Here is a 23,190-nt window from a genome sequence, read left to right as displayed (position 1 = left end):
TCAGGTAAGAGTTGGAATTCTGTTTTTCTGTGAGCGCGGTGCCCGATGAAAAATTAAGCAATTTCCATACCTGAAATAAAAGATGCGCCAAATCAATGACTTGAAGAAACATTGCGCCGTGCCACGTTTGCAAGTGTAAAGAATTCCGACACTTGGCAGCAAGAATACTTGCAGCATGCATCAATTGGATGGCGATCGCAGCGCGCGCCAGCGGGAGCGGCACAGGAAAGGGCCAATCCGGAGGCGACTTATTGTATCCTGTTGACCTTCCGTCCCCATTTCAAGAAACTCAATGGCCAATTACGTCTATACCATGAATCGCGTGGGCAAAATCGTCCCGCCCAAACGCCAGATCCTCAAGGATATTTCCTTGTCGTTCTTCCCCGGCGCCAAGATCGGCGTGCTGGGCCTGAACGGCTCCGGCAAGTCGACCTTGCTGAAAATCATGGCGGGCATCGATACCGACATCCAGGGCGAAGCCGTGCCGATGCCGGGCCTGAACATCGGCTACCTGCCGCAGGAACCTGTGCTCGATCCCGAGCAGACCGTGCGCCAGGTGGTCGAATCGGGCCTGGGCGAAGTATTCGAGGCGCAAGCCAAGCTGGAAGCGGTGTACGCGGCCTACGCCGACGAAGACGCCGACTTCGATGCGCTGGCGACCGAACAGGCGCGCCTGGAAGCGATCATCTCGACCTCCGACGGCGGCAACCTGAACCTGCAGCTGGAAATGGCCGCCGACGCGCTGCGCCTGCCGCCGTGGGACGCCAAGATCGGCATCCTGTCCGGTGGTGAAAAGCGCCGCGTGGCACTGTGCCGCCTGCTGCTGTCGAAACCCGACATGCTGCTGCTCGACGAACCAACCAATCACCTGGATGCCGAATCGGTCGACTGGCTCGAACAATTCCTGCTGCGCTTCCCGGGCACCGTGGTCGGCATCACCCACGATCGCTACTTCCTCGACAACGCCGCCGAATGGATTCTCGAACTCGACCGCGGCCACGGCATTCCGTGGAAAGGCAACTACAGCTCGTGGCTGGAGCAAAAGAGCAACCGCCTCAAGCAGGAAGAAGCGACCGAGTCTTCGCGCCAGAAAACCATGGCCAAGGAACTCGAATGGGTGCGCCAGAATCCCAAAGGCCGCCAGGCCAAGAGCAAGGCCCGCCTGGCGCGCTTTAACGAGCTGTCCGAGCACGAATACCAGAAGCGCAACGAAACGTCCGAGATCTTCATTCCCGTGGCCGAGCGCCTGGGCAATGACGTGATCGAATTCAAGAACGTGTCGAAATCGTTCGGCGACCGCCTGCTGATCGAGAACCTGTCGTTCATCGTGCCGCCGGGCGCCATCGTCGGCATCATCGGCCCGAACGGCGCCGGCAAGTCGACCCTGTTCAAGATGATCACCGGCAAAGAGCAGCCCGACAGCGGCGAAGTTGCCATCGGCCAGACCGCGCGCGTGTCCATCGTCGACCAGAACCGCGACGACCTGGCCAATACCAAGACCGTGTTCGACGACGTGGCCGGCGGCGCCGATACGCTCACCGTGGGCCGTTTCGACATGCCGTCGCGCGCTTACCTGGGCCGCTTCAACTTCAAGGGCTCGGATCAGCAAAAGATCGTCGGCAACCTGTCGGGCGGGGAACGCGGCCGTCTGCATCTGGCCAAGACGTTGCTGCAAGGCGGCAACGTCCTGCTGCTCGATGAACCGTCGAACGATCTGGACGTCGAAACCCTGCGCGCGCTGGAAGATGCCCTGCTCGAATTTGCCGGCAGCGTCATGGTCATTTCCCACGATCGCTGGTTCCTGGACCGCATCGCGACCCACATCCTGGCGTTCGAAGGCAACTCGCAAGTCACTTTCTTCGACGGTAACTATCAGGAATACGAAGCCGACAAGAAGAAACGCCTGGGCGAAGAAGGCGCCAAGCCGAAGCGGATCCGCTACAAGCCGCTGACGGTGTAAGACCCATCCCATCGCGCGCCATGCGGCACGGCGCGCGATGGCGCAATGCCTTTTTGCAGCACAGCTCGTTTCAGAAGTCCCTCACTTTTGCGTTAATCGACCTACAAGCACGCCATGCCCGGCACACTGGACAGATGAATGACTATCGCGCCAACCGGGTCGCCGGGCACAGTTACTTCTTCACGGTCCGCTTGTCCGAGCGCGGCAGCACCCTGCTGACCGACCATATCGCCGCCTTCGGCGAGGCCATCCGCCAGGCGCGCAGCCGCAAGCCGTTTCATGTCGATGCCTGGGTTGCCCTGCCCGACCATGCCCACGCCATCTGGACCTTGCCGCCGGGCGACGAGGATTGTGCCGCCCGCTGGCGCGCCGTCAAGATTGCGTTTTCCAAATCCCTGAGCAAGGCGCGCGCGACGCGGGGCACCGAGATCATCTGGGAACCGCACTACCAGCAGCATCCCGTCGGCAGCGACGACTATGCCGGCCTGGTCGACTATATCCACCACAATCCCTTGCGTCACGGCCTGTGCGGCGCGCCGCAGGAGTGGCAATGGTCGTCGGTGCACCGCTTTATCGCGGCCGGTATGGTGGCGTACTGAGGGAACGTACCAAGGAGGAGATGGGGCGCAAACGCGGCCCCGAAAAGACAAAGCGCCTCCCGGTGGATACAGCAAGCGGAGGGGGCGCTTGCTGCACACACTGGAAGGCGCCGTGCCTGTTCCGGTCTGCCCTTCTGTCAACTGCGGCCCGGGCTTCGCGCAGCGCGCAAAGCCTCGGACGCCCGATCAGAAGCTGTAACGAGCACCAACGGTGATGGCGTCTGCCTTGGCACCGAAGTCCTTGCTCTTGCCATAGCGCTCATATTCCAGCGTCAGGGCGACCTGCTTGCTCAGGTTGTACTGGCCGCCAACGGCTCCGTACACGCCTGTCTCGCTTTCCTTGTAGCGCAGGTTAGGCGAACTGCCTTCCACCTTGGTATAACCAGCGCCGAGCTTGCCGTAGACCGAAAACATCTCGTTGACGGGCATGGTGGCCTTGCCGGCGATGTAGGCGCGCTTGCCGTCGGTTGTGCCGCTGCGGGTGTCATTGCCGATCTTGTAGTTGAAATCGGCCTTGGTCAGGTCGGTGTAACCGGCTTCCACGCCCCACATCGGGGTGATATCGAGGCCGCCGAACACTTTCAGCGATGGCTTGTAGCCGTCGCCGTCGTCGCTACCGCTAATTTTGTAGCTGTGATCGGACGATGCCACGCCCACACCAACGTAAGGAACCGGGCTTTGCGCCTGGGCAGCGGTCATCGCGGTGGCGCCAGCGATCAATGCAAAAATGAGCTTTTTCATGCGGAATCCTTTGTGTGAAACAGTCTGTTCCGCAATTCCCAATGAATTGCGAGGTAACCAAGATAGCATCACCGAATGAGCGCATGAAGGGGCATTCCGTAAGACTTGTAAGGAAATGTAACGTGAAAAATAGCCTGCCGTTGAAATAACTGACTGTGCGTTCAGCTATATGCATTTTCCAGTTGAGCGAACTTAGGCGAAGATTAAAAGATGAAGCGGAAAGTTAGGTTCACGCGCGGACCGATAGTCCGGGTCGACTTGTTAATTCCGTGCAGCCAGTGCTTTTGTGTATTGCCTGACATCACTAGTAAAGTACCGTCTTTTAAGACTAGCTTAAGTGTCTGTTTGGACTGTTTGTGGCGCAAAATGAAGGTTCTTTCGGCGCCGAAACTAAGCGAGGCGATCACCGGCTCGGGGCCGAGCTCGGCTTCGTCATCGCTGTGCATGCCCATGCTGTCGCGCTCGTTTCGATAGTAATTGAGCAGCACGCTGTTGAAGCGCTGGCCGCAGGCGGCCTCGACCGCCTCCTTGAGGGCCAGCTGCAGCGGCGTAAACGGCAGCGCTTCGAGGCGCAGGCCGGAATACGTGTAGGCTGCCTCGCCGTGCCAGGCGGTCAGGCGCGGCTGCGGATGCTGCTTTCCCCACAAGATGATCGATTGGGCGCGCCAGCCGGTCTCGGCAACGAGGCGCGCGAGCACCTCCGCGTTACTCAGATGAAAAGGCAGCTGGGGCAGGACCGATACCGTGCCATCGTCGAGCGGAAAGGGGGTTAACTGACTTTGTTGAAACAGGTCCATGGCGGGCGGCTTGGCGATATGATGGCAGGATGACACGATAGACGAGGTATTTTCGCATGAAAAAACGCCACTTCCTGGGCGCCGCCGTAAGCGCGGCCACCCTCCCCGCCTTCGCAGCCGGCACGCCCGCCCGACGGGCACCGGGACCAGCCCTGCTGACCCTGACCGGCGAGCTGGCGCGCACCAACCGCGGCCCGTTCGACCCCGTGCTCGACCAGATGATGCACAAGCAAAAGATCAGCTTCGACAAGGCGTTCAGCCTCGATTTCGGCGCGCTGCTGGCCCTGCCGGCGGTCAGCATCAATCCTACCCTGGAATACGACGCCAAGGCGCATGCGCTGCGCGGCCCGCTGCTGCTCGACGCGGTGGCGGCCAGCGGCACCCGTCTGCGCGACGACGGCAAGCTGGTGCTGCGCGCCGTGGACGGCTATGCGGTCGCGCTGCCGGTGGCGCAGGCGCGCGCGCAGCGCTTCATCGTTGCCACCCATCTCGACGGCAAGCCGATGGCGCTGGGCGGACTGGGGCCCTTGTGGGCCGTGTACGATGCGGATCGTTTTCCCGACATGGCCGCAAGGCCCGTGGCTGAACGCTTCGGCGCCTGCCCGTGGGCCCTGTATCACATCGAGGTCACGCAATGAGGCCGCCCCGGCGGCAATCGCTCAGGCGTAGGCTTCGGCCAGCGACATCACGCGCGGCGTGACGGTGATGCCGACGTTGCCGAACAAGGTATCGATGTCTTTCAGATTGGCCTCGCACTCTTCGGTTTTCCAGCCCTTGAAGATATCGGTGCCGTCTTTCTGGAAGTGCAGGTCGAGCACCTTGCCGCGGTCCTTGTGGGTGTAGGCCTCGCTATGGGTGTTCTGGAAGCCCAGCTCGGCGAGGCCGGCGAGGATGGCACTCGGTGGATTGTCGGGGTCGGTGGCGAGGAAGACGCCGAAGGTCTTGCCGGGGGGCTTGGCGGCGATATCGACTTCATAAATGCCGGGCGCCTTTGTCACAGACGTACTTTTCAAAAATAGCATGCTGGTCTCCCTCGTCGACGTAAGCAGGGGCATGGGAATGCCTGCCGTTTTGGCAAGTCTTCCGCAACATCACCGTAACGGTCTAGCTTATTGCGATTTTTTGCGTTTGTCGATGCATGGTTGCATCTTTTCGCATTAATGCATCAGCCCCGTTGCATAAGCGGCAGGCGCGCCTGACGTTGCATCGCCGGCAGCCGCCTAAATGGGCGTTTTGCGCCGCGCCAGATCCTGGGTCGGCGCCACCAGGGCCGCATACAGCGCTCCGCTCGGCCCGTCCCACGCGGCCAGCGCGGCCTGCTGGCGCGCCACCGTCTCCATGTCGCCGCGCGCAATCGGCCCGCTCAGCGCCGCCGCCGCGCCCAGGCGGAACACATTGGCCATGCTTTCCGAGGCCAGCGGCTGCGCCATGGCGCGCGCCACCGGTTCCGGCACGCCCGCCGCCTGGTAGGCGCGCAGCGCGGCGTCGAGCACCGTCACCAGATAATTCGATGCGAACACCGAGGCCGCGTGGTACACCGTTTTCGCTTGCGCATCGATGGCTACCGGCTGCGCACCGATCGCCGCCAGCGCCGGCGTGAGCACGGCCAGTGCGCCGGCGTCGCCCTCGGTCCCGCAAAAGGTGCCGTCGAAGTGCTGCGCCACCAGCGCCGGATCGGCAAAGCTGCGGATCGGATGCACGCTCGCCACCAGCGCGCCGGCCGCGCTGGCCGCCGCCAGTTCGGCCGAGGACTTGGCGCCGCTGCAGTGAAACACGATGGCGCCCGTGAGCGCCTGCGCTCCAGCCAGTTGCGCGCACACGGCGCCGATCTGGTCGTCGCCGACAGCCAGCATCCACGCGTCGGCCGGCCGCATGGATGCCAGGCCGGCCGCCGCGCGCCCGGCGCCCATGAACCCGACGGCATCGAGCGCACTGGCGTGCGAGCGCGTCAGCACATCCTGCACGGCAAAGCTGCCGCTCGCGCCCAACAGGCGCCCCAGCACCCGCCCCACATGGCCGGCGCCGATGATGTTAAGCGTGCGCGCCACCTAGAAGCCCGACCCCGGCTGCTTGAGGTAATCGATTTCTTCAGGCGTGGAGGCGCGCCCCAGGATCGCATTGCGGTGCGGGAAGCGGCCGAAACGCGCGATCACGCCGCGATGGCGGTGCGCATAATCGAGCGCGCCCTCGAATGCCTCGCCGTACTGCGCCAGGTCGGAAAAGAGATCGACCGCGCGCTCCTGCATGCGCGCGTCCTCGGCGTGCTCGAACGGCATGTAGACGAACCAGCGCTGCAGCGGCGTAAGCGTTTTATCGGCGCCGCTGTCGACCAGCCGCAGCGCCGCGGCCAGCGCCAGCGCGTCGCCGGAAAACGAGGCAGGCTGGCCGCGCCAGGCATTGCGCGTGAGCTGGTCGAGCAGCACGATGCGCGCCAGCGTGCCCTGGGCTCCTTCGGCGTCCCACTCGCGCAAGCCGCCGGCGACCGCGTGTTCGAGCAGGGGGCCGAAGCGCTCGGCCACCTCGGCATCGAACGCGTCGCTCTTGCGGAACCAGACCTCGCGCGCCTTGCCGTGCCCTTCGGCGCCGGCGGGCAGGAACCAGAAATCGAGTATGTCTTGTGCCGTCATGGCAGCTCCTTGCGTTCAGCTTGATTTGCAGCTTGGGCTAATTGCGGGCGTGGGAGATCTGGAAACTGTCGATGCCGTTGAACTGCGCCAGTTCGGCCGCCAGGTCGGACAGCGGCGCACCGCTTTTCTTGGACAGCGCCAGCGCCACGAAGCGCCATTCCTGCATGTTGTTCTCGCTGCCGATGGTGAGCGAACCGCCGGCAATCGCATAGCCGCGCGCCAGCGCGATGCGGCGCAGCGCATCCTCGCGCGGCACGAAGTCGTGCTTGAAGCGCATCATCACCGCCACCGCGTGGCGCGAGGGCAGCCAGGCTTCGACCTTGGACAGGTAGATCATGATCATCGCCGAAAAGAAGGCCAGTCCCATCGCGGCCAGGTAAAACCCGACGCCGACCAGGATGCCGATCACCGACGAGGTCCAGATCGAGGCGGCCGTGGTCAGGCCGCTGATGTTGAAGCCTTCGCGCATGATGACGCCCGCGCCCAGGAAACCGATGCCGGTGACGATGCCCTGGATGACGCGGGTGGGGTCGACCGCGGCCAGCAGCGAAGCGCCATGGCCGCCGAACCAGAAGCCGGGATAGCCGCCGACGATGGTCAGCGCGGCCGAGGCCATGCACACCAGGCCATAGGTGCGCATGCCGGCCGCGCGCCCGTGGTACGAGCGTTCGTAGCCAACCAGCAGCCCGAGTATGAGCGCGCCCAGCAGATTGAGGAGAATCAGCCCATTGGTGGCGATTTCGGGTTGCGACCAGTAGGCCGACATGAGCTCCGTGAACGACATGCGGTTTCCTTCAAGGTGACGCTAGGGGGCCGGCTTCTTTTTCACCAGCTGCTTTTCGAAGGCGATATCGAGCTTGCTGACGCGCCGCGCTACCTGCGGTCCGAGCTTGTTGACAAAGGCGACGAAGTCGTCGAGGTCGAGCGGAGCGCACAGCGGCGGCTCGCCCGGCGCTTCCGACAGGAAGAACAGGCCGTCGCCGGTGCGGGCCATCGAATAGCCGGCATTCCCGCTGCGGACCTTGAGGCGGTCGACGGCGGCGCTGGCCCGGGTTGATCGTGCGGTCGACATCAGAGCTCCTGTGTGCGTTGTTCGAGCCAGGCGGCGGCCGCGCCGCTCACATGCGGCGCCAGGCGCGCGCGCACGGTGGCGTGGTAGTCGTTGATCCAGGCGATTTCGTCGGCGCGCAGCAGCGGCAGGTGCAGGCAGCGCGTATCGATCGGGCACAGGGTCAGGGTTTCGAAGCGCAGCCAGTCGCCGAATTCGGTGGCATCAAGCGCCACGTTCAGGACCAGGTTTTCGATGCGGATGCCCCAGCGGCCGGGCCGGTAGATGCCCGGTTCGACCGACGTGATCATGCCTTCTTCCATGGCGGTGTGCGGCTCCGGCATGGCGCTTGCCGAAATCGACTGCGGTCCCTCGTGCACGTTCAGGAAAAAGCCGACGCCGTGGCCGGTGCCGTGGCCGTAGTCGATGCCGGCGGCCCAGATCGGGGCGCGCGCCAGCGCATCGAGCATCGGCGAGCGGGTCCCACGCGGGAAGCGCGCCGACGACAGTGCGATCACGCCCTTGAGCACCAGCGTAAAATCGCTGCGCTGCGCTTCGCTGGTGGCACCCACCGGCACCACGCGCGTGATGTCGGTGGTGCCGCCCAGGTACTGGCCGCCGGAGTCGATCAGCAGCAGTCCGTCGCCTTCGATGACGGCGTGCGCCGCCTCGCTGGCGCGATAGTGGATGACGGCGCCGTTGGCGTTAAAGCCGGCGATGGTGCCGAAACTGGGGCTGACAAACCCGGGCCGGCGTGCCCGCGCGGCCGTGATGTGGCGGTCGATGGCCACCTCGGTGAGCGGCGCGCGCGCCGGATTGGCCAGTTCGGCCTCCAGCCAGGCGAAAAATTCGCACAGGGCCGCGCCATCGTGCTCCATGGTGGTGCGCACGTGGGCGGCGTCCGCGGCGGATTTTTTCGATTTGGCGAAGGTGGTCGGGTTGACCGCCTCGATCACCTTCACGCCCGGTGCGATGGCGTCGCGCATGCCGGCCGTGATGCGGCGCGGGTCGACGAGCAGCCCCGCGCCGGGAGGCAAGGCGGCCAGGGCGCCAGCGGCGTCGGCATAGGGCGCCAGGGTGACGCCGTCAAGCAGCAGGCGCGCGCGCAGTTCGGCCGGAATCTTGGCTTCGGCCACGAACAGGGTCGCGCCATCGGGCGCTATCAGCGCGTGCGCCAGGAATACCGGGTTGTAGCTCACGTCGGCGCCGCGCAGGTTGAACAGCCAGGCGATATCGTCGAGGGTGGAAATGAAGTGGCGCTCGGCGCCCAGTCTGGCCATGGCGGCGCGCGTGGCGGCCAGCTTGTCGGCGCGGCTGGTGGAGGCGAACGGCGCGGCGTGCTCGAACACTGGCGGCGGCGGCAGCGTGGGGCGTTCGCTCCAGACTGAGTCGAGCAAGTCGATGTCGGTGCGCAGATTGATGCCGCGCGCGCTCAAGGCATCCGCCAGCAGACGCGCGGTGGACAGGCCGAGCACGCGCGCGTCGACCGCCACCGTCTGGCCCGGCCCCAGGTTGGCGGCCAGCCAGTCGATGTGCAGCAGGCTGGCGCCGGACGGGATTTTCATCAGTTGCACGCTGCTGCCGGCCAGTTCGGTCTCGGCCTGGGTCCAGTAGCGGGCATCGGTCCAGCAGCCGGCAAAGTCGCCCGTGGCGATGAAGGTGCCGACCGAGCCGGTGAAACCGGTCAGCCATTCGCGGCCCTGCCAGCGGCCGGGCAGGTATTCGGACAGGTGCGGGTCGGACGAGGGGATGATGCAGGCGTGGACCTGCGCGCGCCGCATGGCGGCGCGCAGCTGCGCGAGGCGCTCATCGCGCGCGGTGGATGTGGGCATGGGCAGCGTTGAATCGGGTCGTGTCATTGTGTCTTATGATACCTCTATCGCGCCCGGCCGTGGCGACACGCGTGCGCAGGTGGACAAGCGGGCTTCATGCCTGGAAGTGGCGCAGGCCTTCCAGGTCGAGCACCCGGATGCCGCCGTAATCGAGCCGCAGCAACCCTTCCTTCTCCAGCAGTTGCAAGGCCTGGTTGGCGCGCTGGCGCGAGGCGCCCGACAGGTAGCCGATTTCTTCCTGCGAAATCTGCACCAGTTTCTCCAGTCCCGGATACAGGTGCGAGTTGAACATCGCGGCCAGGCAGCGCGCCACGCGGGTATCGATGTCGAGCATGCGGTCGTTTTCGACCAGGCCGATGAACTGGCCCAGCCGTTCGTTGAGCTGCATCAGCAAAAAACGCGTGAACGGCAGGCTCACTTCGAGCAGCCACTCGAAGGTGTCGCGCGGCATGCGGGCCACGCGCGTGTCGCGCAGCGCCATCACATCGTATTTGCGGGTCTGGTCCTTGAGCAGCGAGCCTTCGCCGAACCAGCCGCCGGTCGGCACGCCGGCGAAGGTCACGTTTTTACCGGATGGTGAAAAATTGTTGATCTTGACCAGGCCATCGATAATCCCGACCCAGTTGTCCAGCGCCTCACCCTTGCGGCATACGAAGCCGCCCTTGGGCACGAACTGCTCGAAACAGTCGGCTTCCACCCGGATCATCTCGGCGCTCGTGAGGGTACGGGCCCATATGGTCGAGCGCAAGTGTTCAATTAATGTCTGTGTCTGGTTTGTCATTGTGCGTCGCAGCATCGAAAGTCGCGAATTAGAGGGTGAATTGTCATCCAAAAGACAACCTGCTCGCCCAACGCGAGCTAATATCATCACACAAAAAGCGCGCCACCCCGCATTTGCCGTCGCGGGAGGGGGGCCGGACAAACAAAAGGGGACGCTGGTGAATACATCCGATGGCTCGCAATTGCAGACTTTCCCGCGGCGCCTGCTGGCGCACGGCCAGGCGCGCCCGCAGCGCCCCGCCTTCCGCGAAAAGCACCTGGGCATCTGGCAGACCTGGAGCTGGCTGGAGGTGAACGCCGAGGTGCGCGCCCTGGCCTGCGGCCTGGCGTCGCTCGGTTTTGCGCGCGGGATGAACCTGGCCATCATCGGCGACAACCGCCCGCGCCTGTACTGGGCCATGCTGGCCGCGCAATGCCTGGGCGGCGTGCCGGTGCCGCTGTACCAGGACGCGCCGGCCGCCGACATGGCCTACGTATTGAACGACGCCGACATCGGCTTTGCCATCGTCGAAGACCAGGAGCAGGTCGACAAGCTGCTCGAACTGCAGGCCCTGTGCCCGCAGGTGCGCCACATCGCCTTCGACGACGAACGCGGCATGCGCCACTACAAACAGGCCGGCCTGAATTCCTTCGCGGCGCTGCAGGCACTGGGCCGCGCATGGGACCAGGCCCACCCCGGTGCGTTCGACGCGGCGGTTGCCGCCGGCGGCGGCAGCGACATCGCGATCATCCTGTACACCTCCGGCACCACCGGCAAGCCGAAAGGCGTATGCCAGTCGCATGCCGCGCTGATGGCGGCCGGCGTGGGCGGGGTCGGCTTCGACAAGCTGACCGACCGCGAAGACATCCTGTCCTACCTGCCGATGGCGTGGGTGGGCGACTGCCTGTTCTCGCTGGCGCAGGCGATGGTGGCCGGTTTCACGGTCAACTGCCCCGAGTCGGGCGACACCGTGCTGACCGACCTGCGCGAGATCGGCCCGACCTATTATTTCGCGCCGCCGCGCGTGTTCGAGAACATGCTCACCACCGTGATGATCCGGATGGAAGACGCGAGCACCCTCAAGCGCAATATGTTCCACCACTTTATGGACGTGGCCAAACGCTGCGGCGCCGACATCCTGGACGGTAAACCGGTGCCGGCGCTTGATCGCGCGGCGTATGCGCTCGGCCACCTGCTGGTCTACGGTCCGCTCAAGAATGTGCTTGGACTGTCGCGCGTGCGCGTGGCCTACACCGCCGGCGCGGCGATCGGGCCGGACCTGTTCCGCTTCTACCGCTCGATCGGCGTCAATCTCAAGCAGCTGTACGGCTCCACCGAAACCTGCGCCTACGTGTGCCTGCAGCCGGACGGGAACATCAAGTTCGACAGCGTCGGCCTGCCCGCGCCCGGCGTCGAGGTGCGCATTGCCGCCAGCGGCGAGGTGCTGGTCAAGTCGGCGGCGACGATGGCGGGCTACTTCAAGCGCGAGGACGCGACCGCCGAAGTGATCGACGCCGACGGCTACTTCCACACGGGCGACGCCGGCATGTTCGACAGCGAAGGCCACTTGAAGATCATCGACCGCGCCGCCGACGTGGGCAAGATGGACTGCGGCGCGATCTTTGCGCCCAACTACATCGAGAACAAGCTCAAGTTTTTCCCGTTTATCAAGGAGGCGGTCGCCTTCGGCAACGCGCGCAAGCAGGTATGCGCCTTCATCAATATCGACATGGAAGCGGTCGGCAACTGGGCCGAGCGGCGCAACATCGCCTACGCCGGCTACACCGACCTGGCCGCGCACGGCACCACCTACGACCTGATACGCGACTGCGTGGAAAAGGTCAATGCCGACCTGGCCGGCGAAGCGCTGATGGGGGCGACCCAGATCCACCGCTTCCTGATTTTGCACAAGGAGCTCGATCCGGACGACGATGAGCTGACGCGCACGCGCAAGGTGCGGCGCAAGTTCATCGCCGACAAATACGCGGTACTGATTGACGCGCTGTACACCGACAAGGCCAGTCAGTTCATCAGTACCCAGGTCAAGTTTGAAGATGGCCGTGTGGGGGTGGTGAGCGCCGATTTGCGCATCTGCGGGGCCACCACCTATCCCGCCATGGAAAAGGCTGCGTGAGGAGCGCGTTGCGATGAACATGAATGAACTTAATGAACCAACGGCGAGCGGATCGACGCGCAAGATCGGACCGGTGATCCTTGACCTGAACAACATCTCGCTGTCGTTCGGCGGGGTCAAGGCGCTGACCGATATCTCCTTCAACGTCCGGCAGCATGAGATCCGCGCGATCATCGGGCCCAATGGCGCGGGAAAAAGTTCGATGCTCAACGTGATCAATGGCGTGTACCGCCCGCAGCAGGGCGAGATCGTGCTGCGCGGGGAGCACCGCAAGAACATGGACTGCTACAGCGCGGCCAAGGCGGGCATTGCGCGCACCTTCCAGAACATCGCGCTGTTCAAGGGGATGACGGTACTGGATAACATCATGACGGGCCGGAACCTGAAGATGAAGTCGAATTTCCTGATGCAGGCCCTGTACTGGGGCCCGGCGCGGCGCGAGGAAATGGCGCACCGCGAAAAGGCGGAAGAGATCATCGATTTCCTGGAGATCCAGGCGATCCGCAAGACGCCGGTGGGGCGCCTGCCGTACGGGCTGCAAAAGCGCGTGGAGCTGGGCCGGGCGCTGGCGGCGGAGCCGGATATTTTGCTGCTCGATGAACCGATGGCCGGGATGAACGTGGAAGAGAAGCAGGACATGTGCCGCTTCATACTCGACGTGAACGACCAGTTCGGGACCACCATCGTGCTGATCGAGCATGACATGGGTGTGGTGATGGATATTTCGGACCGGGTGGTGGTGCTCGATTACGGCAAGAAGATCGGGGATGGGACGCCGGATGAAGTGCGCAGTAATCAGAATGTGATTAACGCGTATTTGGGGGTGGCGCATTGAAGCCGCTCGCAGCACTACAACGTTCGCCATCCTACACCGTCGTTCCCGCGCCAAGGCGGCACTCGGCGGGAACGACGGCTTTAAGGTCGATGGCCAAGAGGGCCTTTGCGGGAACGACGGAGTCAGCGTTAAGGGTACACCATGAATTTTTTCTTTGAAGTCCTGATCGGCGGCCTGCTCTCCGGCGTCATGTACGCGCTGGTGGCGATCGGTTTCGTGCTGATCTACAAAGCCTCCGGGGTATTCAACTTCGCGCAGGGCGCAATGGTATTTTTCGCCGCCCTCACCTGCGTCGGCATCATCGACAAATTCGGCGTCTCGATCTGGCTCGCGATCCCGCTCACCATCGTGGTGATGATCGCGCTCGGCCTGGCCATCGAACGGATCGTCCTGCGCCCGCTGGTCAACCAGCCCGAAATCACCCTCTTCATGGCCACCATCGGCCTGGCGTTCTTCATCGAAGGCCTGGCCCAGCTGCTGTGGGGCTCGCAGGTGCACAAGCTGGACCTGCCGATCGACGATGTGCCGATCCCCTTCCTGCTCGATAACTACAACATCATCGTCTCCCAGTTCGACGTGACCGCCGCCGGCATCTGCGCGGTGCTGGTCACCGCGCTCGCGCTGCTGTTCTCGAAAACCAAAGTGGGCCGCGCCCTGCGCGCCGTCGCCGACGATCATCAGGCCGCACTTGCCGTCGGCATCCCGCTGCAGCAGATCTGGGCCGTGGTGTGGGCCGTGGCCGGGCTGGTCGCGCTGGTGGCGGGCCTCTTGTGGGGCGCGCGCAACGGCGTGCAGTTCGCGCTGACCTTCATCGCCTTGAAGGCGCTGCCGGTGCTGATCCTGGGCGGCTTTACTTCGGTCCCGGGGGCCATCGTCGGTGGCCTGATCATCGGCGCATCCGAAAAACTGGCCGAGGTCTATATCGGCCCGATGGTCGGCGGCGGCATCGAAGGCTGGTTCCCGTACGTGCTGGCCCTGCTGTTCCTGCTGGTGCGGCCGGAAGGCCTGTTCGGCGAAAAAATCATCCGGAGAATCTGATATGTTTTACCGCGAAGCCGGACAATTCAAGACCACCTACGAGTCGGACGGGCAGATCTTCCCGATCCGCCAGGACCGCATCGCCCTGGGCGGCCTGCTGCTGCTGGCGCTCGCCATCGTGCCGGTGTTCGCCTCGCCCTACATGCTGTCGGCGATCCTGATTCCGTTCCTGATCTTTTCGCTGGCAGCGCTCGGCCTGAACATCCTCACCGGCTATTGCGGCCAGCTCTCGCTCGGCACCGCCGCCTTCATGGCGGTGGGCGCGTTCGCGTCGTTTAACTTCATCGCGCGCCTGCCCGGCATTCCGATGCTGCTCGCCTTCGTGCTGGGCGGCCTGTGCGCGGCCATGGTGGGCATCGCCTTCGGCCTGCCGTCGCTGCGCATCCGCGGCTTTTACCTGGCCGCGTCGACCCTGGCCACGCAGTTCTTCGTGGTCTGGTGCCTGACCAAGATCCCCTACCTGACCAACTACAGCAGCTCGGGCGTGATCACGGCGCAGAAGATCGTCATCTTCGGCTACCAGTTCGATACGCCGGCCAGCAAGTACGTGCTGGTGCTGGCGATCGTGGCGCTCATGGCGCTGCTGGCCAAGAACATGATCCGCTCGAACGTGGGCCGCTCGTGGATGGCGGTGCGCGACATGGACGTGGCGGCCGAAGTCATCGGCTTTCGCCCGATGCGAACCAAGCTGCTGGCCTTCGCGGTCAGCTCGTTCTACTGCGGCGTAGCCGGCGCGCTGTACGCCTACGCCTATCTGGGCACGGTCGAACCGGAGGCGTACAACCTCGATCTGTCGTTCCGCATCCTGTTCATGATCATCATCGGCGGGGTCGGCTCGGTGCTCGGTTCCTTCCTCGGCGCGGCCTTCATCGTGCTGCTGCCGGTCTTTTTGAATATTCTGGCGCACAGCCTGTCGCTGCCAACCTCGGTGGCGTCGAACCTGGAACTGATGGTGTTCGGCGCGCTGATTATCTTTTTTCTGATCGTGGAGCCGCATGGCCTAGCGCGCCTGTGGCAAGTAGGTAAAGAAAAACTGCGGCTTTGGCCGTTCCCGCACTAACGCATTCTTCCGGAGACGACAATGAATCACGTAAAACATAAGATGAAGAGCATCATGCTGTGCGCCACCCTGATCGGCGCATTCAACCAGGTGCAGGCGGCCGACCAGTTCATCGCGCTGCCGTCCTACCGCGTCGGTCCGTATGCGGCCGGCGGTTCGGGCTTTTACGGCGGTGCGATCGATTACTTCAACCTGATCAACGCCAACGGCGGCGTCAATGGCGTCAAGATCCAGTGGGAAGAATGCGAGACCGAATACAACCCGTCGCGCGGCATCGAGTGCTACGAACGGCTGAAAACCAAGAACGGCGGGGCCAGCATGGTCGAACCGCTGTCGACCGGGATCGCCTACGGCGTGCTCGATCGCCTGGTGCAGGACAAGATCCCGATGACGACCCTCGGCTACGGCCGCTCGGACGCGGCCAACGGCAAGGTCTTCCCCTACGTGTTCCCGCTTATTACCAGCTACTGGAACCAGGCGGCGGCGATGATCAAGTACCTGGCCGACAAAAACGGCGGCTACGACAAACTGAAAGGCAAAAAGATCGTCCACCTGTACCACGACTCGGCCTTCGGCAAGGAACCGCTGCCGGTGCTGGAAGCGCAGGCCAAGCAGTACGGCTTCGAATTGATCAAGATCGCGGTGGCGCCGCCGGGCAGCGAGCAGCAGTCGCAGTGGCTGCAGATCCGCCAGGCCAAGCCGGACCACGTGATCCTGTGGGGCTGGGGCGTGATGAATTCGGTCGCGATCAAGACCGCGCAGCGTAACGGCTTCCCGCGCGAGAAAATGCTGGGCGTGTGGTGGGCCGGTTCCGAAGAAGACACGATCCCGTCGGGCGATGCGGCCAAGGGCTATACCTCGATGACCTTCAACACGCCGGGTAACTATCCGCTGATCGACGAGATCCGCAAGAAGGTCTACGCATCCGGCAAGGGCAACCTGGCCGACCAGGCGCGTATCGGTTCGGTGTATCACATGCGCGGCCTGACCGCCGGCATCCTGTGGGTCGAAGCGATCCGCGTGGCGCAGGACAAATTCGGCAAGGGCAAAATCATGACCGGCGAGCAGATGCGCTGGGGCCTGGAAAACCTGAACGTGGATGAAGCACGCCAGAAAGCGCTGGGTGCCTTCGGCATGTTCCCGACCGTGAAAACCAGCTGCGACGACCACGAAGGGTCGGGCGCGGTCAAGGTCCAGCAGTGGGATGGCAAGAAGTGGATCGCCATCACGCCGAACTGGGTGGTGGGAGACAAGGCCCTCACGCGCAAGCTGGTCGAGGATTCGTCGAACGCCTACGCGGCCGAGAAGAAGATCACGCCAAGCTGCATGAAGTAAGCATATGAAGTAATCGTTCCCTTGCCCCCGCGCCAGAACAGCGGCGTGGGGGATTTTTACATCGCGCGAAGAGCCTATGACCACCATCACTGCCAGCCAGCCTTACCTGTCGGTCAATAACATCGAAGTCATTTACGACCACGTGATCCTGGTTTTGAAAGGCGTCTCGCTGCAGGTCCCGAAAGGCAAGATCGTGGCCCTGCTGGGCGCCAACGGGGCGGGCAAATCGACCACCCTGAAAACCATTTCGACCCTGCTGCGCGGCGAGCGTGGCGACGTGACCAAGGGCGAGGTGCAGTTCAAGGGTGAACGGGTCGACCATCTGACCCCGAATGAGCTGGTCAAGCGCGGCCTGTCGCAGGTGATGGAAGGGCGCCACTGTTTCGGCCACCTGACCATCGAAGAAAACCTGCTGACCGGCGCCTACACGCGCAACATCTCGCGCGCTGAACTAAAAGCGGCGCTGGAAGCGGTGTACGCGTATTTTCCGCGCCTGAAAGAGCGGCGTTCCAGCCAGGCAGGCTACACCTCGGGCGGCGAGCAGCAGATGTGCGCCATCGGGCGCGCGCTGATGGCCAAGCCGTCGATGATCCTGCTCGACGAACCGTCGATGGGCATCGCGCCGCAGATCGTCGAAGAGATCTTCGACATCGTCAAGGACCTGAACCAGAAGGAAGGCGTGTCGTTCCTGCTGGCCGAGCAAAACACCACGGTGGCGCTGCGCTACGCCGACTTCGGCTACATCCTCGAGAACGGGCGTGTGGTGATGGAAGGCGAGGCCAAGGAACTGGCCAGCAATGAAGACGTCAAGGAGTTCTACCTTGGCGTGGCTGGCGCGGAGCGCAAGAGTTTTCGAGACATGAAATTTTACCGCCGCCGCAAACGCTGGCTGGCCTGAGAGATCACGATGGATTTTGAAACCGCAAAAGCGCTGTGCCGCACCTTCCCCGGCGCGACCGAAGACCTGAAGTGGGAAACGCGGGCGGTGTATTCGGTGGGCGAGAAGATGTTTGCGATGTCGGACCACGCCGTGCCGGCCACGGGTATCTGCTTCAAGGTGGACGACGAGCGCTTCCTGGAACTGACCGACCGCCCCGGCATCATTCCCGCCCCTTACCTGGCACGGGCGAAGTGGGTGTATGTGGAGAACGCGAAGGCGCTCAGCGACGCGGAAGCGGCGGCGCTGCTGCAGCGCGCCTACGAACTGATTTTCGCCAAACTGACCCGCAAGCTGCAACGCCAGATCGGAGAACAAGCATGAAGGTGGACACCGCCAATATCCTCGACACGCTCGACGCACTGGAGACGCGCGACCCGCAGGAGCGCGAGCGCGATCTGATGGCGCGCCTGCCGCAACTGATCGAGCGCGCCCGCAGCGCGCCGGGCTGGGCGCGCATCCTGGAGGGCGTGGACGGCGCGGCCATCAACAGCCGCGCCGCGCTGGCATCGCTGCCGATCACGCGCAAGGCCGATCTGAAGGCGCTGCAGAAGGCGTCGATGCCGTTCGGCGGGCTGGCTGTAACGCCGGTGGGCGGGCTGTCGCGGGTGTACGTGTCGCCAGGGCCAATCTTCGACCCGGAAGGGCGCGGCGAGGACTGGTGGCGCTTTGCGCGGCCGATGTACGCGGCCGGCGTGCGCGCGGGCGGACTGCTGCAGAACTGCTTTTCGTATCATTTCACGCCCGCCGCCTTCATGGTGGAAGGCGGCGCGGCGCGCATCGGCTGCGCGGTGATTCCGGCCGGCGCCGGCCAGACCGAGATGCAGGTGCAGGCGATTGCCGACCTGCGTCCGGACACGTACGTGGGCACGCCGTCGTTCCTGCGCATCATCATCGAAAAAGCGCGCGAGATGGGGGCCGATATCAGCAGCATGCAGCGCGCGCTGATGGGCGCGGAGGCGCTGCCGGAATCCTTGCGTACGTGGTTTCGCGAGAATGGCGTGCCGCATGTGTTCCAGACGTATGCGTCGGCCGATATCGGCAGCATGGCGTATGAGACGGCCACCGGCGGCGTGCTCAATCCCGGCATGGTGCTCGATGAGGATGTGGTGCTCGAGATCGTGCGGCCAGGGAGCGGAGAACCGGTGACGCCTGGCGATATCGGCGAGATCGTGGTGACCTTGTTTAATACGGACTATCCGCTGATCCGCTTTGCGACGGGAGATATGTCGGCGCTGCTGGTGGACGCGGAGCCGTCGCGCTGCGGGCGCACCAACAGCCGGATTCGCGGCTGGCTGGGACGGGCCGACCAGACCACCAAGGTGCGCGCGATGTTCGTGCATCCGTCGCAGGTGAACAATATCGTGCGGCGGCACCCGGGAATCTTGAAGGCGCGGATGGTGGTGACCGGCAGGATGGCCAATGATGTGATGACTTTGCACTGCGAGGTGGCCACGGCGCCGGACGCGCAGCAGGCGGCCGCGATTGTGGAGTCGATTCGCGAGGTGACCAAGCTGCGCGGGGAAGTCAGGTTCGAGTCGCCCGGGACCTTGGCTGATGACGGGAAGGTGATTGAGGATTTGCGGGATTACAGTTAAGGCTGGTGGCGCCGCCTTGGCGCGGGAACGACGAGGTAACGGGGGAACGACGATTAGGGCAGGCATACGGGCCCCCCTCCTGTGGCACAAATCCAACTAGACTCATTGTGCAGTGCACTTTGCAGGATAATTGCCTGGTGTCCTTTTTGAGCCTATCGCCATGCAAGAATTTCATACCGCCCGTGCCCGCGCCCTTCTCGACAATGCGGAGGAAATCTTCGACGCCGCCGCCGTACAAGCCGCCGTGCGCCAGGTCGCCGACAAGCTCAACAGCCGCTTCGACCAGCCCGACAACGCCGCCTTCCCCCTCGTGCTCGGCGTGATGGGCGGCGCGGTGGTGTTTACCGGCAGCCTCCTCCCGCAATTGCGCTTCCCCCTCGAATTCGACTATATCCACGTCAGCCGCTACGGCGACGACGATCAGGGCGGCAATGTCGTGTGGAAAGTTATCCCGCGACCGAGCGTTGCCGGACGCATCATCATCGTGCTCGACGATATCCTCGACGAGGGCGAAACCCTGGCCCAGGTAAAGCAGCGCCTGCTCGACATGGGCGCGGCCGAGGTCGTCATCACCGTGTTCGCCGACAAGGCCCTGAAACGCAGCAAACCCATCAAAGCCGATATCGTCGGCCTCTCCATTCCCGACAAGTTTGTGGTCGGTTTTGGCATGGATGTGTATGGGTACTGGCGCAACTTGCCTGGGCTGTGGGCAATACGTCCGGAAGACCTCAAGCCTCGGTGATTTTCCACAAAACCGTGACGCTCACCAGAAAAGCGCCGCGACCGCTCGCGGCGCCGTTAATACCAATCCAAACGGGTACTAAAGCGGTACTACCAGCATCGTGTACAATTTGATATCTCTCTGATATCCCGCCTTTCTCCGCCTCACCATTTAACAATTCGTTTCCCGTATATGCATGCTCGATAAAGGCATACCTTGCTTAGATGAGACATTATTTCGCAAATCTAACTGGTATTTCATTTTAGTTAACCGCATAAAACCACTTGACTACCAATTCTCCGAGGCTCACTCTGGCTCACCGTTTTTCCGATTGATCGGCGTAGTTCCGATTGCAACTGATCGTAAAACGGACACCACATCGACCAAGGAGACAACATGGAATACAACACAAAGAGCGGCCTGCTGATCGCCCTCATGGGCGGCATGCTCGCCGCATGCGGCGGTAGCGGCGGCGATAAATCCGACATTCAGGGCAGCATGACCAAAACGGCAGCTGCCGTCGTCGCCTGCGCCGACTGGAATGCAGCCACGATCTACACCGTCGGTAATTGCGCGGTCTACCAAGGCAAGGTGTACAAAGCCAAGTGGTGGACGCAAAACAATATCCCGGGCACCGAACAGTGGGGCCCATGGGAACTGACGACCGATACCCCAACGCCGACGCCAACCCCGCCGACCCCGACGCCGACCCCGCCAACGCCAACGCCGCCGACACCAACGCCACCGACGCCAACACCAACCCCGGTCGGCGGACGTGAAATCGGTTCCTACTTCGCGCAGTGGGGCGTGTACGGCCGCAGCTACGAAGTGGCCGACATCCATACCACCAAGACACCAGTGAACGGCGTGCCGACCAGCGTGGCCGACCAGCTCACCTTCATCAACTACGCCTTCGGCAACGTGTATGCCAAAAACGGCGGCTACGAGTGCGACATGGTGACCAAGGCTGAAACCGGCAACACCACGCCGCCGCCAGCCGACGCCGGCACCGGTGGCGACGCCTACGCCGATTACCAGCGTTCCCCTGCGCGCACCGTCGACGGCAAGGTCATCCCATGGGATGCCAAGCTGACCGGCAACTTCGCCCAGCTCAAATTGCTGAAACAGGCCCATCCGAACCTGAAAGTATTCATTTCGCTGGGCGGCTGGAGCTGGTCGCGCTACTTCTCGGCCGCTGCCAAGACCGACGCGCTGCGCAAGCAGCTGGCCAGGTCGTGCATCAAGCAATTCATCGCGGGTGACTTGCCGGTGCAGGATGGACGCGGCGGTCCGGGCGCGGCCAAGGGCGTGTTCGACGGTATCGATATCGACTGGGAATACCCGGGCGGTGGCGGCCAGTCGTACAACACGGTCGACACGGTCAACGACAAGCGCAACTTTACCTTGCTGATGGCCGAGTTCCGGGCCCAGCTCGACGCGCAAGGCAAGATCGACGGCAAACGCTATCCACTGACGGCCGCCATCGGCGCCGGCGGCGAGAAGATTGCCCAGACTGAACCTGCGCTGTATAGTCAATACATGGACTGGGTCAACGTGATGACGTACGACTTCCACGGCGGATGGGAAAACACCACCAATTTCCACGCGCCGCTGTACCGCGATCCCGCTGACCCGGCGACCGGCAATCTGACCAAGTACAACACCGACGACGCGATCAAGACGCTGATCGCAGCCGGCATGCCGAAAAACAAAATCCTGCTGGGCGTGCCGTTCTACGGCCGTGGCTGGAAAGGCGTGAGCCCCGGCCCGCGCGGCGACGGTTTGTACCAGGCAGCGACCGGTCCGGCAGCCGGTCAGTACGAAGCCGGCATCGACGACTACAAGGTTCTCGTGAACAAGGCCGGCACCCGCTGGACTCATCCTGTGACCAAGCAGTTGTACCTGCTGACGACCAACAGCGAATGGTGGAGCTATGACGATCCGGCCACCATCGGCGTGAAGATGCAATATGTGCGCGATCAGGGCCTGCGTGGCGCGTTCTCCTGGGAACTCGACGGCGATGCCAACGGTGCCCTGACCAGCGCAGTATGGAAGGGCCGCTAAGCGGCTAAGCGGAGGTGCCGGCTGCCATCAACGGCGGCCGGTATCTCCATGCCCGCAACCTCCTGGAGAAACCTCTTGAAAATTCAATCGAACGTACAGCCGACCATGCAGGTCAACGACGACTGGCGCCGCTGGATCGGCGAAAACCTGATGCTGGGCACCTCGCCCGAGGCGATTGCCTCCATCCTGGTCAAATCGAACGTGTCCCCGGCGCATGCCCGGACCGAAATCGACGCGGCACTGCGCAGCCCGTATCTGCAGGCTGCGCGCAGGCTGGCCAATCGGGTCAACAAGCGCGACTGGGTGCTGGCCATCCAGTCGCAATTGAACCAGCTGTACGACGAGGGGATTGAACGACGAGAGCGGCTCTCCGGCGAGGACTTCGTGCAAGAGTATTACCGCACCAACAGGCCGGTGATCATCACCGGCATGCTGGAGCATTTCCCGGCACGCCAGAAATGGAATCTCGAGTATTTTGCGCAGCGCTTCGGCGAGCGCGTGGTCGAGGTGCAGTTCGGACGCGAAGCCGATCCGCAATATGAGCTCAACAGCATTGCCCACAAGCGCAAGATGCCTTTCGGCGAGTATGTGGAAATGGTCCGCACCAGCGGGCGCACCAATGACTTCTACATGACCGCCAACAACGATTCGCTCAACCGCGAAGCGTTGAAGGAATTGTTCGACGACGTAGGCACCCTGCCCGAGTACCTGACCGACGATCCTGCGCGGCGCGGCTTCTTCTGGTTCGGCCCGGCTGGCACGGTCACCCCGTTCCACCACGACCTGACCAATAACTTCATGGCCCAGATCATCGGACGCAAGAAGATCAAGCTGATGGCGCCGTGCGACACGCCAAGGGTTTACAACCACCGGCACTGCTTCACCGAGGTGGACGCCCGCAATATCGACCTGGCGCGCTTTCCCGCCATGGCCGAGGTGCAGGTCCTCGAATGCGTGCTGGAACCGGGCGAGATCCTGTTCCTGCCGGTCGGCTGGTGGCACTACGTGGAAGGGCTCGATATTTCGGTGACGCTGTCGGCGACCAATTTCCGATGGCCGAACGACTTCTACAGTAACTATCCCCCCAATCACGATTTCTGAGGG

23 protein-coding genes are annotated in these 23,190 nt (G+C 63.3%); 14 read left to right on the top strand and 9 right to left on the bottom strand.

The window, feature by feature from the left end; all coding sequences use genetic code 11:
* Positions 1-292: 292 nt before the first annotated feature.
* Both ettA and CR152_RS02410 read left to right on the top strand, forming a co-directional pair.
* Positions 293-1,960, top strand: coding sequence for an energy-dependent translational throttle protein EttA (gene ettA, locus CR152_RS02415; RefSeq protein WP_099873477.1), 1,668 nt, complete (start codon positions 293-295; stop codon positions 1,958-1,960).
* Positions 1,961-2,094: 134 nt separating this feature from the next.
* On the top strand, positions 2,095-2,559 hold the full coding sequence (locus tag CR152_RS02410) for an REP-associated tyrosine transposase (protein WP_157778291.1): 465 nt from the start codon (positions 2,095-2,097) through the stop codon (positions 2,557-2,559).
* A 186-nt stretch (positions 2,560-2,745) separates the two neighbouring features.
* Here the strand turns inward: CR152_RS02410 and CR152_RS02405 are convergent, their stop codons facing one another.
* Both CR152_RS02405 and CR152_RS02400 read right to left on the bottom strand, forming a co-directional pair.
* Positions 2,746-3,300 carry a porin family protein gene (locus CR152_RS02405; protein WP_157778290.1) on the bottom strand — a complete coding sequence of 185 codons (555 nt, stop codon included), beginning with the start codon at positions 3,298-3,300 and terminating at the stop codon, positions 2,746-2,748.
* Positions 3,301-3,503: 203 nt separating this feature from the next.
* A complete protein-coding gene (locus CR152_RS02400) occupies positions 3,504-4,097 on the bottom strand; it encodes an alpha-ketoglutarate-dependent dioxygenase AlkB family protein (protein WP_099873471.1) in 594 nt (197 codons plus the stop codon).
* A gap of 56 nt (positions 4,098-4,153) precedes the next feature.
* Here CR152_RS02400 and CR152_RS02395 point away from each other — a divergent pair, with 56 nt between their 5' ends.
* On the top strand, positions 4,154-4,735 hold the full coding sequence (locus tag CR152_RS02395; RefSeq protein ID WP_099873469.1) for a putative pterin-binding protein: 582 nt from the start codon (positions 4,154-4,156) through the stop codon (positions 4,733-4,735).
* Positions 4,736-4,756: 21 nt separating this feature from the next.
* Here CR152_RS02395 and CR152_RS02390 read toward each other — a convergent pair whose 3' ends face one another.
* The 7 genes from CR152_RS02390 to CR152_RS02360 form a co-directional block, all read right to left on the bottom strand.
* Entirely contained in the window at positions 4,757-5,095 is a 339-nt protein-coding gene (locus CR152_RS02390) for a hypothetical protein (RefSeq protein ID WP_229413257.1), read from the bottom strand.
* Between the two features lie 222 nt (positions 5,096-5,317).
* On the bottom strand, positions 5,318-6,145 hold the full coding sequence (locus tag CR152_RS02385; protein WP_099873466.1) for a Rossmann-like and DUF2520 domain-containing protein: 828 nt from the start codon (positions 6,143-6,145) through the stop codon (positions 5,318-5,320).
* The gene (locus CR152_RS02380) at positions 6,146-6,724 is read right to left on the bottom strand and encodes a DUF924 family protein (RefSeq protein ID WP_099873464.1); all 579 of its coding nucleotides are present in this window, start codon (positions 6,722-6,724) and stop codon (positions 6,146-6,148) included. It lies immediately after the preceding gene.
* A gap of 37 nt (positions 6,725-6,761) precedes the next feature.
* Entirely contained in the window at positions 6,762-7,508 is a 747-nt protein-coding gene (locus CR152_RS02375; RefSeq protein WP_099873462.1) for an MgtC/SapB family protein, read from the bottom strand.
* Between the two features lie 21 nt (positions 7,509-7,529).
* Entirely contained in the window at positions 7,530-7,796 is a 267-nt protein-coding gene (locus CR152_RS02370) for a hypothetical protein (RefSeq protein WP_099873460.1), read from the bottom strand.
* A complete protein-coding gene (locus tag CR152_RS02365) occupies positions 7,796-9,604 on the bottom strand; it encodes an aminopeptidase P family protein (protein WP_229413256.1) in 1,809 nt (602 codons plus the stop codon). Before CR152_RS02365 ends, CR152_RS02370 begins: the two co-directional genes overlap by 1 nt.
* Before the next feature lie 94 nt (positions 9,605-9,698).
* A complete protein-coding gene (locus CR152_RS02360) occupies positions 9,699-10,385 on the bottom strand; it encodes a Crp/Fnr family transcriptional regulator (RefSeq protein WP_099873456.1) in 687 nt (228 codons plus the stop codon).
* Between the two features lie 154 nt (positions 10,386-10,539).
* Here CR152_RS02360 and CR152_RS02355 point away from each other — a divergent pair, with 154 nt between their 5' ends.
* From CR152_RS02355 to CR152_RS02305, 11 genes are all read left to right on the top strand, one after another.
* Complete coding sequence (locus CR152_RS02355) at positions 10,540-12,498, top strand: AMP-dependent synthetase/ligase (RefSeq protein ID WP_370663844.1); 1,959 nt, start codon at positions 10,540-10,542, stop codon at positions 12,496-12,498.
* A 19-nt stretch (positions 12,499-12,517) separates the two neighbouring features.
* Positions 12,518-13,333: an ABC transporter ATP-binding protein gene (locus CR152_RS02350; protein ID WP_229413255.1), complete on the top strand. Its 816-nt coding sequence runs from the start codon at positions 12,518-12,520 to the stop codon at positions 13,331-13,333.
* Positions 13,334-13,474: 141 nt separating this feature from the next.
* A complete protein-coding gene (locus CR152_RS02345) occupies positions 13,475-14,371 on the top strand; it encodes a branched-chain amino acid ABC transporter permease (RefSeq protein WP_099873451.1) in 897 nt (298 codons plus the stop codon).
* 1 nt (position 14,372) lies between these two features.
* Positions 14,373-15,431 (top strand): branched-chain amino acid ABC transporter permease, encoded by a 1,059-nt coding sequence (locus tag CR152_RS02340; RefSeq protein WP_099873449.1) that lies wholly within the window; start codon positions 14,373-14,375, stop codon positions 15,429-15,431.
* 42 nt (positions 15,432-15,473) lie between these two features.
* A complete protein-coding gene (locus CR152_RS02335) occupies positions 15,474-16,766 on the top strand; it encodes an ABC transporter substrate-binding protein (RefSeq protein WP_099873447.1) in 1,293 nt (430 codons plus the stop codon).
* A gap of 76 nt (positions 16,767-16,842) precedes the next feature.
* Complete coding sequence (locus CR152_RS02330) at positions 16,843-17,664, top strand: ABC transporter ATP-binding protein (RefSeq protein ID WP_099873445.1); 822 nt, start codon at positions 16,843-16,845, stop codon at positions 17,662-17,664.
* 9 nt (positions 17,665-17,673) lie between these two features.
* Positions 17,674-18,027 (top strand): MmcQ/YjbR family DNA-binding protein, encoded by a 354-nt coding sequence (locus tag CR152_RS02325; protein WP_099873443.1) that lies wholly within the window; start codon positions 17,674-17,676, stop codon positions 18,025-18,027.
* A complete protein-coding gene (locus tag CR152_RS02320) occupies positions 18,024-19,301 on the top strand; it encodes a phenylacetate--CoA ligase family protein (protein WP_099873441.1) in 1,278 nt (425 codons plus the stop codon). Before CR152_RS02325 ends, CR152_RS02320 begins: the two co-directional genes overlap by 4 nt.
* 160 nt (positions 19,302-19,461) lie before the next feature.
* A complete protein-coding gene (locus CR152_RS02315) occupies positions 19,462-20,043 on the top strand; it encodes a hypoxanthine-guanine phosphoribosyltransferase (protein WP_099873439.1) in 582 nt (193 codons plus the stop codon).
* A 375-nt stretch (positions 20,044-20,418) separates the two neighbouring features.
* Positions 20,419-22,086 (top strand): glycosyl hydrolase family 18 protein, encoded by a 1,668-nt coding sequence (locus CR152_RS02310; protein WP_099873438.1) that lies wholly within the window; start codon positions 20,419-20,421, stop codon positions 22,084-22,086.
* Between the two features lie 75 nt (positions 22,087-22,161).
* The gene (locus tag CR152_RS02305; protein WP_099873436.1) at positions 22,162-23,187 is read left to right on the top strand and encodes a cupin-like domain-containing protein; all 1,026 of its coding nucleotides are present in this window, start codon (positions 22,162-22,164) and stop codon (positions 23,185-23,187) included.
* Positions 23,188-23,190: the final 3 nt, after the last annotated feature.

This window comes from Massilia violaceinigra (genome assembly GCF_002752675.1).
Lineage (GTDB): Bacteria > Pseudomonadota > Gammaproteobacteria > Burkholderiales > Burkholderiaceae_D > Telluria_A > Telluria_A violaceinigra.
Note: the sequence above shows the minus strand (reverse complement) of the source record. Positions and strands in the feature narration are given on the sequence as shown.